Source organism: Marinomonas posidonica IVIA-Po-181 (assembly GCF_000214215.1).
Lineage (GTDB): Bacteria > Pseudomonadota > Gammaproteobacteria > Pseudomonadales > Marinomonadaceae > Marinomonas > Marinomonas posidonica.
In genome coordinates, this window is record NC_015559.1 from 3,386,655 (window position 1) to 3,399,851 (window position 13,197).

Here is a 13,197-nt window from a genome sequence, read left to right on the forward strand (position 1 = left end):
CAAGAGCAATCCTTATGCCGCCTGCAATAGACTCTCGATAGTAATTTTCAATAACAAGCTAACACATTGAATTAAATGATATTTTAAAAAAAATAAGAAAAGAACATCGCCTTAAACACTCTATCTTCACGCTAATGGCTTGACGATATCATCAAAATCGATTCAGACTTAAAAACTAAATTGATCATTTCATCAAGTGAATGAGGAAGTACAAAATAATGACAAACACACATCGTATTTCACTGGCTGACATGGCGAAAGAGAGTCGTAAGGTCTTATTAAAAGGCAGTTCAAAAGAACTCAATGGACAACACTACCCTTCCTTAGATGACCTTACTGAGTGCCTCTCATTTTCGCCTGGCGATGGTCGTATCTGGTTAGAAGATCAACGCATGATATTGCTGCACAGCTCATCCTTTGGCTTACTGAGACAAGAATTAATCGACTCCGTAGGGTTAGAAAAGTCCCGTGACATTTTAACAAGAACAGGCTATTTATCTGGCATAAGGGACGCGGATTTAATCCGCAAACGCTGGCCAGATGCAGAACCAGCCGCCATTTTCGAAGCAGGAACAAGACTGCATGGGTTAGAAGGCTTGGTGAAAGTGGAAACGGTTCATTTTGAGTTTGATACCGAAAAAGGCTTGTACCATGGTGAATTTCTTTGGCACCACAGCGCCGAAGTAGAAGAACACATTGCCGCTTACGGTCTTGGCAGTGCCCCCGTTTGCTGGATGGAATTAGGGTACGCCATAGGGTATGTATCAGGTCTGGTGGGATCGCTTGTGGTGTTCCGCGAAGTCGAATGCCAATCTATGGGGCATTCAGTTTGTCGAGTCATTGGAAAATCAGTGGAACTTTGGGACAGTGTTGAAGAGGACATTCGCTTTCTTAATGTGTCGTCGAAGAACACCAAAAAAGAACTCAAATCGGCGCCGGAATTTGAATCCGTAACGCCAACGGAAGCATCCGAAGAAACGACTATGATTGGTGTTTCAGCTGCTTTCAGCGCCGCCAATCATGCCTTACAAAAAGTCGCTCCTACCAGTGCTACTGTGCTATTTACAGGGGAATCCGGTGCTGGCAAAGAATTGTTTGCCAGCATGTTGCATCAGTTCAGTCGCCAAACAGGTCCATTTATCGCCTTTAATTGTGCTGCGCTACCTGAAAACCTGTTGGAATCTGAGTTATTTGGGGTTGAAAAAGGGGCTTTTACAGGCGCTTCTCACAGTCGACCGGGGCGCTTCGAACGCGCCAATGGCGGCACATTATTTTTGGATGAAATTGGCACTCTCAACCTAACTGGCCAAGGTAAGTTACTGCGAGCCCTACAGGAAAAAGAGATTGAAAGGGTGGGCGGTATATCCCCCATTAAAATCAATGTTCGAGTCGTTGCTGCGACCAATATTGATCTCAAAGCCGCGGTTAAACGAGGTGAATTTCGTGAAGATTTATTTTTTCGCCTGAATGTTTTTCCAATACACCTGCCGCCGTTACGAGAAAGAAAAGCGGACATCCCCCTATTAGTCGATCACTTCTACCGCTACTTTTGTCAGTTACATCAAAGAGCGCCAACAGGCTTCACTCAGAATGCTCGCCGTGGTTTATTTAATTACGACTTTCCTGGCAATATTCGAGAATTACAAAACTTAATTGAACGGGGGGTGATTGCTTCTGAGGAACATGAATTGATTGAATTACACCACCTATTCCGTAACGAAGCGATCCCAGATGAAGTCATTTACTCCGTTAATCAACAAGGCGCATTAAGTCAAGCACAGACGATGCAAGAGTCAGATGACGTACTCGCCCGTATATCTCAATTTGTTGCAGGAGAAACCTCATTGGATCTTGAAGCATTAGAACTCAGTTTATTGCAGCAAGCTGTTGACAGTGCAGAAGGCAATCTTTCTGAAGCTGCTCGACGAGTCGGTTTAAGTCGACCTCAATTGGCGTATCGACTTAAAAAAAGGCCCAATTAAGGGCCTTAAGGATATCTTCCCTCGATTAGATGTAAGTGGACGCCAAACCACCATCAATCGGAATGTTCGCGCCACACACCCAACGCGATTGATCTGAGCATAAAAAGGCAATCACTTCTGCCACTTCATCTGAGTACGCTGGACGAATCATACGACCCGCGTCTTCTTGCACTCGCTTTTCTCCTAGCATAGAGACGAAATCGCCTAAAATTGGCGTCATTACTGGGCCAGGTGCGACACAGTTCATACGAATAGCATGATCTCTAAACCAAGCTAAAGCCTGTTGTGTCGTCCACACAATCAGGGCTTCCTTAAAATATTGGTAACAGGTTTCTTGTTCAACTGGGTGCTTGGCTAGCCATTTCGCACCATCATCATAATGCTCAATCGCAGCCAGCTCTTTGTGCTCAACCAAACGTTCCGGCCAAGCGGCACCCAAGATAGAAGCCACATTCACAACACTGGCTCCCTGACTAAACTGTGGAATCAAAGATTGCGTTAAGTGTCTCAAACCAAGGTAATTTACTCGACCAACTAGGTCTGCTTGAGAGGTGCCCGGTACACCTGCAATATTACACAACCCATCAATTTGATCCGGTAACTGCTTGATCGCTTGATCAATTGCATCAGGATCTCCAAGGTCAATTTGGATAAAACCGTCTAGTGTCAAACTGGCCTCATTGCGATCCATTCCAATAACCTTAGCACCGTGAAATCGAGCCAGTTTTGCGACATCTGCTCCAATACCTGAAGACACTCCAGTAACAACAATTGTTTTATTCGCTAGCATCATATTCTCTTCCCCTTATTTTTATTATGAAATATATGTCATCAGCACTTACTCTTAAGAAAAGCACTCAGATTGAGGGAATTGCATGGACTGTGCCCAAACACAAAAGAGCCGAATTAAAAAATCATATTAAACATCTAATCCATTGATATTTATTTGTTTTATAGAAAAAAGTAGAGAAACACTAAAGGCTATATCAGCTCTTTAGCCAAAAAGCCTCTTTAATCAAATGATAAAAAAGTCATGATGAACACAAGGTAGGTTTGATGATTTCAGAGAATCAAGCCTCTGGTTTTAACCTGATTTTTTGACGAATTCGGCTCAAAGCCACTGGTGTAATGCCCAGATAGGAGGCAATTTGTTGTTGCGGAATCGAATCTTTCAGGTCGGGGTAATCAACACAAAAGTCTAAATAGCGACGCTCTGCAGAATGTTCAACAAAAGCACTTTCTCGTTGATCTTTCTTGAGGAATATTTGCTCCATAAAACGACTGTAGTAAGTTAAGAATCCTAAGTCTTGATGCATTTGTTCATAAAACGACAACCAGTCATAGGAGCTAATAACACAGTCCTGTAAAGCTTGAATACCAAACAAGGTTGGAGAATTTTCCACCATGGCCCGCGTTGAACCAATGACTTTCGGCGCTCGCACAAAGGTTTTAGTAAACTCTTTGCCTTCCTCTGAAGTGTTGACATAACGAACCAAGCCTTTATGAAGAAAGAAAATCCTTTGAGCATACTCACCCTGACGGAACAAATAGTCTCCTTTACTGACCGCATGAAACGTCATCGGGAGAGTCAGCGATTGCCAGTTAATCTCATAGCCTTGCTCTGAAAAGTATTGCTGAAAACTGACCAATAACTGTGCTTTATCCATTTTGCCTACCTATTCCTTATATTAGGTCACTAATTTAGCCATTTTGTTCTGATAATCAATCATATACAACGCAATCAACAATATACCTACACCAGCAGCAAAGCCAACATTCAACAACAAACTCCAATTCAATGTCGTCAGCGCCACATAGCAAGCCACCCAGACAGGTATCGTGTATGTGGCAGCCAATAAACGATTCGCGCCTAAGCGGATCACTAGCTTTTGCTGCAACATGAAGGTAAACAAGGTAGTAAAGATGGTTAAATATAAGGTATTAGACCAAAAACCCAGTTCCAGCCATTCAACTTGCTCCAAATGCCCCCATAAGAGAGTGATGGGCAACAGCCACAGAGAACCAAACAGCATAATCATAAAAGCCCCTTGCAAGGCACCAATAGAACGTCCCCACTTCTGAACCAAGACCACGTGTAACGCCAACAAAACACAAGATGCTAAAAAGACATAATCGCCTTTATTCCATACCAACATGCCCGTATCTTGCGTGGAAAACAGCACCATCATTGCTCCAATCGATCCTAATAAGAAGCCCAATACTTTTCCCCACGAAGTGGATTCTTTTAACCACACTCGCGCCACGGCAACGCCCATTAAAGGCACTAGAGTATAAAGAACCGATGTATGCAGTGGCGTGGTCGATTCCAGTGCAACAAACATCCCAATAAAAAAACCAACTAAGGCACCACTGATCAAAAAGTAATGCAACAATCTCTGCGGAGAGGAAAAAAGGCCTTTGAGTGTCCAAGTTGATGCATCGCACTGTGACCCACGCGTTCGGTAATTATTCAGAAAAATTACCGCCGTCATGAGCCCTAAAGCCACGATAAAACGAAGAAAAGATGTGGCAATTGGGCTCGCATAAACCGCCATATTGCCTGACACGACAAAAGAAGAAGCCATCAAAATAGCCCAAACGAAAAGCAGCACAAAAGGGTTCATTCTGCCTCTCCCTCTAATGCAAGTAACCTTGGTGCCACAAAACGGTCAAATAAATGCTGAGCAATGACAGGTTCGACATCCACATTAAACACCTGCAACAAGGTGGAATGGAGGTCTTCTGCTGAACAGATAAAACGCTCTTCTTCATGACCATTCTGACGGGTGAAAAGCACATGATTGCGTATACCAACCGTGCGATTGAAATCTTTAATGCTGGCAACCAGGTTATTCACAAACGCTGCCTTAGGGTATTTGGATGAAAAGAAATTCCCTATCACACAATCTTCATCTGTGTATTCAGCCAAATCAAAACGATACAAGGTATGAAAGCTGCCAGACCTTTCTATCTGCAAATCATACTCACCGCCCTGCTCCACAATTCGATAGTTTTCATGACCGATTTTCTGCTCCAAACCTGATTGCAGCAGCAAGGGGGAAATAGGACAATCTGCGCCAAAGCCAACATCAAGGAGATACGCCTTTCCATCAATATTGACCAGCGTAACGCGATGAGTACGGGGACGATCTATTTCTTGTCCATTTAATACCCTAGCCATCACCAAACGTACCGAATAACCAAGGCTTTTCAATAACTCAAATGCTAACTTATTGTGTTCAAAGCAATACCCACCTAACCCATGGACCACAATTTTTTCATAAACATTGGTTAGATCAAGAGACACCTCTTCTCCGAGCAGTACCGCCAAACTATTAAAACTGTACTTCGCTATGTGTGCCGCCTGCAATTGCCCCACAAATGCCAGTGACAATTCCTCAGGTGTCGATAGCTTGAGGTCAGTTAAATAAGCGTGTAAATCAGACATCCGTATTTTTCCTCTGGGTTTCACAATAGTCAGCAGAGTACATTGAAATACAGTTAGAAGAATTAACCTAGGTTAAGTGGCATAAAAAAGTGAGGTAGTGGAAACAAGAATCATAATAACGACTGGCATTTTCGCCAAAAGGTGACGTTTCATACTCTCAAACGCATATCGAAAGGGCTCTACATACATGGCTAACAATCCCTTGTCATCAAAACTGGTATTAGTACCGAATACCAGATCTTGTTGCCAATCTGCTTGCTTCCAAGAACCAAATATTCTGTCCCAAAGCGCTAATACCACACCAAAATTACAGTCATAGTCCTCCACCGCAGAGGAATGGTGACGCTGGTGTTGTGCGGGTGAAATCCACCATTTTTCACCACGGCCATAACTCAAAGTCACATGGGAATGACGTAGATTGGCACCCAATACATTAAATACGAAGGTAAATATGGAAACGCCCCATACTGTGTAAAGCGATACCTGCCCAGGAAACAAACTGACAAAACCAGCAATACAAATAGCTTGAATCAAGGACGAACGCAAAAAGAATAACATGCCCTCCACAGGGTGCGTACGGAACACAGTGATAGGCGTCAACACTTTTGCACTATGGTGCACCCGATGAAACGCCCATAAAGCAGGCCATTTATGCAACATGCGGTGCAAATAGAAACGGCTAAAGTCGTCTAGCAGAAAATAGCACAAAGTGAATAAGGCAATGACATAGCCAGTTGGTAAGCTTATTAGGTCACCCAAGTGTGGCGACCAATTCTGACTTTGATAATACAACCAGGTGGTCAGTAACACGCTGCTGAGCAATCGCGGCGACAAAAACGCCATCACATAGCGATTGATAAAGAAAATGGCATAGTCGATTCGGGCCGATTTGTGCCACCAAACCCTAGGCGAAAAAAGTCTTTTGAGGTGTTGTTTGAATTGACCAGGATAACGCCAAGCAATAAAACCAAGCGCCACGACGAAGGCCGATACCAGATACCAGATCGACACCCGTTTCTGCACGCTTTGTAAATCCGCCAGCGTCTGCTGTAACACGCTCATCAACCAGTCAAGATACGTCATGGACACATAAGAGAAAGCTAAGACACTATTAAAATAGCAGAAATCACATGAAAATAAGAGAAGGCCCATGACCTTCTCTTATTTGATGCTCACACATTAGTCGTTTTCAGCACTCACACCCGTATTCAGGTTTTTCATTAGATCAGAAATCCCTGCAGTACGATCATTCAGCTTCGCTTTCAATGCAAATTTCTCAGCCAAATGCACTTGCAGTTTCAGCATGTTCAGCTTGTACTCATTCATAGAAATACTCTTACCTTGAATGAAAGCACCGTCTGCACCCACTGCAACCACTTGCGAATCACCGAACAACACCGGACTGAAACCGGTTAAGCGATTCAACTGAACTTGCGTCTCGCCCAACTCACGACCAGCCGCTTGCAGCGATAAAGTAAAGCCTTTCAACTCCCCCCAATGTTTCACATAGTTGCGATATGGCTTAGCAATATCACCATTGGACTTCTCGGCTTGTTGTAAAGTTTCAATGTCTTTGTACACACTGCCAGCGTATTTAAACGCCGCCTCGGCAATGACTTTCTGCCAGTTGCCAGCAATCACTTTGGCGTAGGCTTGCAACTCTTGTCGCTCAGTATTAGACAGTTTCTCACCTTGCGCATCTTGGATCAGCTTACGACCATCGTAAAAGGCTTTCATGATGGTATGGAAATATCTTGTGCCACCTGACGCATCAACACTTGCTGCATAATAGGCATGAGCAAACGCCATTTCAGATTTCAGATCCACCGCACCGTCTTTATTGAAGTCGGCCTTAGCAAACACTTCTGGCTTCATTTTCGTGATGTTGACGACTTCTTTTGGCGTTAAGCGCAAAGAATGAATGGGGGCGCCAAAGTAACCAAAGGCTTCGTCCCAAACATGTTCTTTGCCTGTGTACGCCACACCGTCTTTGTACGCTTTGTCATTAGGATGCACATCCGCACCTAACTTCTCATCCAAATAATGGTTTACCGCTTTGTTATAGAACACGGCACCCATGGAGAATTTAGAGATCAACTGAATGTAGTCGTAACCATTAACTGGGTCGAAGCCGCCTTTTGTTTTTGCCGCTTGCACTATCATGCTGTTTAGCACTTCAGCCGCCGTCATATTACCTGGCCAGCCTGTTACCACACCCTTGTAAGCACTGGTGGCCAAATCTTTTCCTGATGACAATTCATCCATTTTGGTTTGTTTAATCGCAAAGCCTTTCTTAGAAACTGGGTCGATAATGTCACGACCAGCCGCCGTTCCTGAGAAGTATAGATTCAACTCGTCAAGCAGAGCTTGATTGTCGTTACCCTTGCCTTGCTTACTCAACACCTTGATCGAGTTATGCAATGCGTGACGCGCTATTTGTCCGCCATATGACACTGAGCTTGTTTTATCGCCCTGATAGTCCTTTAAAGTAATGCCAAATTCATAGGTTGGTTCTGCTGCCTGCGTGGCCCCCGCCATGCTTAACATCAGCAAAGATAAAACCCATTTATTTTTCATATTGAACCTCTAGTCATACTCACGCTGAGTATTTTGTTATTTTAAAATATGCAAAAAAATCGCAAGAAGGAACAAAGATACTATTGATTCTTATTTTTACTTAATGAAAAAAAACTATTGATTTATATAAAGTGTTTATAACTGAGTATAATAAAGAAAAACGAAGGCTAAAAGAGAGAACCTAACGACAAAATTAACATCGCCACTCTAAGGTTTGAGAAGGCTGCTCTCCAAACAATTGTTTATAATCTTTGGCAAATTGACTCAGATGCCAAAATCCCCACTGCGCGGCAATTTGGCTAACGTTAATGCTATTCGACGTCGTATCAAAACTGGCCTGTACAAGGGCACGCCGTACCCCATTTAAACGAGTAAAACGCAGATATTGAATTGGACTGACGTCTAAAATACTTTCAAAACTGTATTGCAATGTGCGCCGACTCACATTGGCGACTTCACACAATTGCGTTACGGTTACTGGCTCATCCATATGCCCATCTAAGAAATCTCGAGCACAATCCACTACTTTCTTACGATGATGATAACTTTGTGTTTTCGCCGGCTGAGGCGTTTCCACTTTCAGTACTTCCAGTAACGCCATCAAAACAATGTCTTTTTGCAAGCGTGAAGGTGTCTCATTTTGGGTGACGGATAACATGCGCTCTAGTAAAAACCTCACATCATTTAAGGTTTTTTCTGGCACGCCTAAACGGCCATATTCCGTGAGCTCTTTCCAGTTTAAATCCACACCATGAATGTTAGCGGTTGCCATCAGGTTCGATTGATCCACCACCAAACCAAATAAATCGTAATCTGCTGGGGTCGATAAATGAAACTCGCCACCGCCAGGACGACACATGATGGTGTCTGGACGTATGGTCAAACCATTGATTTTACTAGGCTCTTGCCCTGCTAACGGGATACCAAGCCAGACGGAATCCGGCCACACAACACACTTTTGCTGTAACGCTTGGCTAGTGTGTTCACAAAACACCTGTAAGCCGTCAAAAGGCAACTCCACAATGCGGCCATAAAAACTACCACGACTGGTTTGATCATATTCTTGCTGCCAGTTCGTCAGATTACTGGCATGCAAATCTGCATCATGCGCTTCTGAAACACGAACCGCAGAGCCCCATTTTGGTGCGCTTTCGGTCATATTTAACATAACAACCTCACAAATAAGACCCTAACAAAACAATAACTCATTGATATTTATTGAATTTTTTAAATTTGCCATTATTCGATAACTCATTTCTGACAAATTGCATAAAGTAGGTATCAGCAAAACTTATGCCTTAATTCGCAATCCATCGCCTTAACGCATTAACACTTGAGTTTATTAAGAGCTGGTTTTATGAGTCATCACAACAAGACCTTCCAATTTCGTCACGCCATAGGCGAACGCACCTTTGGCTTCGTTGACCTTGCTGAACTGATGGCAAAGGCCACTCCTGCTCGCTCTGGTGATCGTTTAGCTGGCGTGGCAGCGGAAAGTGCGGAAGAGCGTGCTATCGCACAAATGACTTTAGCCGATGTCCCTCTCACTCTCTTTTTAGAACAACTCCTAGTCCCCTATGAAGAAGATGAAATCACTCGCTTAATCATAGATGAACACGATAAAACAGCCTTTGCCCCCATTGCTCACTTAACCGTTGGCGGATTTCGTGATTGGTTATTGAGTGATCTGGCCAGTCCAGAAATACTTCAACAAATTCGAGCTGGCGTTACCCCTGAAATGGCAGCGGCGGTTAGTAAAATTATGCGCAACCAAGACCTCATTTTGGTCGCCAAAAAATGTCATATCAGAACAGCTTTTCGTAACACCATAGGCCTTCCTGGGCACTTATCAACGCGCTTACAGCCCAATCATCCGACCGATGACCTCACTGGCATTGCGGCTAGTATGTTAGACGGTTTGCTGTACGCCAATGGCGATGCGGTCATCGGCATAAACCCTGCCACCGATAATGTTCAGCAAGCCAGTCGTTTGATTAAAATGATGGACGACGTTATTCAGCACTACGACATACCAACTCAATCTTGCGTTCTGACTCACGTCACCAACACCATCGAATGCATAGAACAAGGTGCACCCGTTGATCTAGTATTTCAATCGATTGGTGGCACGCAAGCCACTAATGATAGCTTTGGCTTTAATCTAGCGACGTTGGCTGAAGCTCAAGAGGCTGCCTTATCCTTGAACCGAGGCACGGTTGGCAACAATGTGATGTATTTTGAAACAGGTCAAGGCAGTGCTCTGTCCGCCAATGCAAACCACGGACTCGACCAACAAACCTGCGAAGTAAGAGCCTACGCCGTAGCCCGCAAATTTGACCCACTGTTGGTCAACACTGTAGTCGGCTTCATCGGACCAGAATATTTGTACGACGGTAAAGAAATCACTCGCGCGGGTCTCGAAGATCATTTTTGTGGAAAGCTACTCGGCCTGCCAATGGGTTGCGATGTTTGTTATACCAATCACGCAGAAGCTGACCAGAACGACATGGACAACTTGCTGACACTATTAGGCGTGGCCGGTTGCACCTTTGTCATGGGCATTCCCGGTTCAGACGACATCATGCTGAACTACCAAACGACCTCATTTCACGATGCACTTTATGCACGACGTGCCTTGGGTTTAAAACCGGCACCGGAATTTGACGCTTGGTTAGCCAAAATGGACATTTTTAAAAATAACCAGCAGTTCACCCTAAACCAGCAACTGCCTGACGCGTTTCAACCTTCTTTACAGCGCTTAATTGGAGGTCGGTCATGAAGCATGATGACGATGCTCTAATCGATGCAGTAACAGAAAACAGCTGGCGAAAACTCAACGCATTTACCGATGCTCGTGTTGGCCTTGGGCGCTCCGGAGTGAGTGTGCCTACTCAACATTTACTGGCGTTCCAACTGGCTCATGCACAAGCAATTGATGCGGTTCATGCGCAACTCGATAGTCAGCAACTGTCACAACAAATCATGGCCCAGGAATGGGCTCCAAGCTGTGCCCCCCTATTTTTGCACAGTCGCGCGACGGACCGCGCAACCTATTTACAACGACCGGATTTTGGTCGTCGCTTAGATCAAGCTTCTGTCGACAAATTAGAGCATCACCAAAACACCACAGGTGACCGTTATGATTTGGCGATCGCTGTTGTAGATGGCTTATCTTCTTTAGCGGTAGAGCAAAATACCTTGCCATTTTTGGACGCGCTTTTTTCTTACCTAAACCCAAGTAAAAATAACCAACAGCAAACTTGGTCAGTCGCCCCCATCTGTTTTGTTGAACAAGGTCGAGTCGCCCTAGGAGATGAAATTTGCGAAAAGCTAAACGCCAAATGCGTCATTGTGCTAATAGGTGAGCGTCCTGGCTTAAGTTCTCCAGATAGTTTAGGGCTTTACCTTACTTGGGGTGGCAAAGTCGGCTATACCGACGCCTATCGAAACTGTATTTCGAATATCCGACCGGCCGGGTTGGTGTATCAAGAAGCCGCTCGTAAAGCCTATTACCTATTAAGTGAAGCGAGGACCTTGAAACTGTCCGGTGTGAAACTCAAAGACCGATCCGATGATGACCACATCACAGATCTTTCACAGGAAACAGAAAACTTTTTAATTTCATAACCTGAAGCATGGTCGCTACAGGTCACTAGATATTCTGCTGGGTCCCCCAGTGGATATCAGCTTTATGGCCCATCAGAGCCACCAAGCTGAATAAGTAATCATGGAACGACCATCAGAAAACAGCGCATAAGATGCTGACTGATAAACAGGCCACTTGTGGCCATTAAGCAACTAAAAACCCACAGAAAGGAACAAAACTATGGCAACAGAAACCCCAACTTTGGAATCCTTGCAAGCATCCCTTGATGCTCAGCAAGCGATTTTCAACATGCACCAAGCAATGAATGTAGAAGTCTTCTACTGGTGGTGTACCGCCATCATGGTGATGATTCACGCAGGCTTTCTTGCTTATGAAATGGGTGCATCTCGCAGTAAAAACGCCCTAGCAGCAGGGGTGAAAAACATTCTTGCTTTGGCTGTTATCATCCCAACTTTCTACCTGTTCGGCTGGTGGATTTATAACGCCTTCCCTGGTGGAATCATCCCAGCTGAAGCGGCTTCAGCACTTCCGTGGTCGCAAAGCATGGGGCCAGATGTACAAGACATGGGAACTGGCATATTCTGGGCAGCTTTCGCTCTGTTCGGTGCGACAACAGGTTCCATTATGTCCGGTGCGGTTATTGAACGTATTCGCGTCAGTGCATTCCTAATCCTAACCGTTATTCTTGGTAGCGGCGTGTGGATCCTAGCAGGTGCTTGGGGCTGGCACCCAGACGGCTGGATGCTAACTGAATTGGGTTATCATGATGTCGGCGCTTCCGGTGTTGTTCACGCGATTGCTGGCTTCTTTACCCTTGGTGTATTGATCAACCTAGGACCACGAGTGGGCAAATTCATCAATGGAGTGCCTCAACAGATCCGTGCTCACAACCTACCAATGACGTTAATTGGTTTAATGATGATCATCTTCGGTTTCTTCGGCTTCCTTGGCGGTTGTATCATCTTTAACGGTGGTGAAACAGGTTGGACAACCATCTACAACAACCCAACTAACTTATCCGCCTTCGCCTTTAATACCCTAATGGGCTTTGCTGGTGGCGTGATCGGTTGTTACATTGCCACTCGCGACCCATTCTGGACAATGTCAGGTGGTCTGGTTGGTATTATCTCGGTAGCAGCAGGTCTTGATCTATACGATCCAGGTTTGGCTTTCATTATCGCGACTTGCGTTAGCTTTATCGCCGTGGGTGCCGCGAAACTACTTGAGAAAAAAGGCATTGATGACGCTGTTGGCGCAGTGGCTGTACACGGTGTCACTGGTGTTGTGGCTGTTATCTTGGTCGGCGTGTTTGCTGGCGGTACGCCAAACGTTGGTGGCAACCCAGCCATCAGCTTATATGGCCAAACAGTATGTGCCATTGTGATGGCGGTATTAGGCTTTGTACCTGGCTACTTCGTGTCTTACTTATTGAAGAAATTCAACATGTTACGCGTACCAGAAAACGTCGAAGTACTGGGTCTTGATGAAGTTGAAATCCTAACCCATCCTTACCCTGAAACAGTACCAGCGAAAAGCAGTGCACCTACAAATGTCGGTGATCTAGAAGCGAAAGGAGCATAATT

General features: G+C 44.7%; 11 protein-coding genes. 4 read left to right on the forward strand and 7 right to left on the reverse strand.

What is annotated here, in order from left to right; genetic code table 11:
* Positions 1 to 218 precede the first annotated feature (218 nt).
* A complete protein-coding gene (locus MAR181_RS15620) occupies positions 219 to 1,982 on the forward strand; it encodes a sigma-54-dependent Fis family transcriptional regulator (protein ID WP_013797569.1) in 1,764 nt (587 codons plus the stop codon).
* 25 nt (positions 1,983 to 2,007) lie between these two features.
* Here MAR181_RS15620 and MAR181_RS15625 read toward each other — a convergent pair whose 3' ends face one another.
* From MAR181_RS15625 to MAR181_RS15655, 7 genes are all read right to left on the reverse strand, one after another.
* The gene (locus MAR181_RS15625; RefSeq protein WP_013797570.1) at positions 2,008 to 2,775 is read right to left on the reverse strand and encodes a coniferyl-alcohol dehydrogenase; all 768 of its coding nucleotides are present in this window, start codon (positions 2,773 to 2,775) and stop codon (positions 2,008 to 2,010) included.
* A 277-nt stretch (positions 2,776 to 3,052) separates the two neighbouring features.
* A complete protein-coding gene (locus MAR181_RS15630) occupies positions 3,053 to 3,649 on the reverse strand; it encodes a Crp/Fnr family transcriptional regulator (protein WP_013797571.1) in 597 nt (198 codons plus the stop codon).
* A gap of 21 nt (positions 3,650 to 3,670) precedes the next feature.
* Positions 3,671 to 4,606 (reverse strand): DMT family transporter, encoded by a 936-nt coding sequence (locus MAR181_RS15635; protein WP_013797572.1) that lies wholly within the window; start codon positions 4,604 to 4,606, stop codon positions 3,671 to 3,673.
* Positions 4,603 to 5,430 (reverse strand): arylamine N-acetyltransferase family protein, encoded by an 828-nt coding sequence (locus tag MAR181_RS15640; protein ID WP_013797573.1) that lies wholly within the window; start codon positions 5,428 to 5,430, stop codon positions 4,603 to 4,605. Before MAR181_RS15640 ends, MAR181_RS15635 begins: the two co-directional genes overlap by 4 nt.
* A 72-nt stretch (positions 5,431 to 5,502) precedes the next feature.
* Positions 5,503 to 6,582, reverse strand: a complete 1,080-nt coding sequence (locus MAR181_RS15645; RefSeq protein ID WP_013797574.1) for a sterol desaturase family protein — start codon at positions 6,580 to 6,582, stop codon at positions 5,503 to 5,505.
* A 27-nt stretch (positions 6,583 to 6,609) separates the two neighbouring features.
* Complete coding sequence (locus tag MAR181_RS15650; RefSeq protein ID WP_013797575.1) at positions 6,610 to 8,007, reverse strand: DUF4856 domain-containing protein; 1,398 nt, start codon at positions 8,005 to 8,007, stop codon at positions 6,610 to 6,612.
* A 193-nt stretch (positions 8,008 to 8,200) separates the two neighbouring features.
* The gene (locus MAR181_RS15655; protein WP_013797576.1) at positions 8,201 to 9,175 is read right to left on the reverse strand and encodes a helix-turn-helix domain-containing protein; all 975 of its coding nucleotides are present in this window, start codon (positions 9,173 to 9,175) and stop codon (positions 8,201 to 8,203) included.
* A 189-nt stretch (positions 9,176 to 9,364) separates the two neighbouring features.
* Between MAR181_RS15655 and MAR181_RS15660 the strand changes: the two genes are divergently transcribed.
* From MAR181_RS15660 to MAR181_RS15670, 3 genes are all read left to right on the forward strand, one after another.
* Positions 9,365 to 10,786, forward strand: coding sequence for an ethanolamine ammonia-lyase subunit EutB (locus MAR181_RS15660; RefSeq protein ID WP_013797577.1), 1,422 nt, complete (start codon positions 9,365 to 9,367; stop codon positions 10,784 to 10,786).
* The gene (gene eutC, locus MAR181_RS15665; RefSeq protein WP_013797578.1) at positions 10,783 to 11,634 is read left to right on the forward strand and encodes an ethanolamine ammonia-lyase subunit EutC; all 852 of its coding nucleotides are present in this window, start codon (positions 10,783 to 10,785) and stop codon (positions 11,632 to 11,634) included. The genes MAR181_RS15660 and eutC overlap by 4 nt, the downstream gene beginning before the upstream one ends.
* A 199-nt stretch (positions 11,635 to 11,833) precedes the next feature.
* Positions 11,834 to 13,195 (forward strand): ammonium transporter, encoded by a 1,362-nt coding sequence (locus MAR181_RS15670; RefSeq protein ID WP_013797579.1) that lies wholly within the window; start codon positions 11,834 to 11,836, stop codon positions 13,193 to 13,195.
* The last annotated feature ends 2 nt before the right edge of the window (positions 13,196 to 13,197 follow it).

Bases quoted from the DNA above. Each gene is read 5' to 3' on its own strand.
- MAR181_RS15645 (WP_013797574.1), bottom strand. From the start codon at position 6,582: ATGGGCCTTCTCTTATTTTCATGTGATTTCTGCTATTTTAATAGTGTC.
- MAR181_RS15625 (WP_013797570.1), bottom strand. From the start codon at position 2,775: ATGATGCTAGCGAATAAAACAATTGTTGTTACTGGAGTGTCTTCAGGT.
- MAR181_RS15650 (WP_013797575.1), bottom strand. From the start codon at position 8,007: ATGAAAAATAAATGGGTTTTATCTTTGCTGATGTTAAGCATGGCGGGG.
- eutC (WP_013797578.1), top strand. From the start codon at position 10,783: ATGAAGCATGATGACGATGCTCTAATCGATGCAGTAACAGAAAACAGC.
- MAR181_RS15660 (WP_013797577.1), top strand. From the start codon at position 9,365: ATGAGTCATCACAACAAGACCTTCCAATTTCGTCACGCCATAGGCGAA.
- MAR181_RS15635 (WP_013797572.1), bottom strand. From the start codon at position 4,606: ATGAACCCTTTTGTGCTGCTTTTCGTTTGGGCTATTTTGATGGCTTCT.
- MAR181_RS15640 (WP_013797573.1), bottom strand. From the start codon at position 5,430: ATGTCTGATTTACACGCTTATTTAACTGACCTCAAGCTATCGACACCT.
- MAR181_RS15630 (WP_013797571.1), bottom strand. From the start codon at position 3,649: ATGGATAAAGCACAGTTATTGGTCAGTTTTCAGCAATACTTTTCAGAG.
- MAR181_RS15655 (WP_013797576.1), bottom strand. From the start codon at position 9,175: ATGTTAAATATGACCGAAAGCGCACCAAAATGGGGCTCTGCGGTTCGT.
- MAR181_RS15620 (WP_013797569.1), top strand. From the start codon at position 219: ATGACAAACACACATCGTATTTCACTGGCTGACATGGCGAAAGAGAGT.
- MAR181_RS15670 (WP_013797579.1), top strand. From the start codon at position 11,834: ATGGCAACAGAAACCCCAACTTTGGAATCCTTGCAAGCATCCCTTGAT.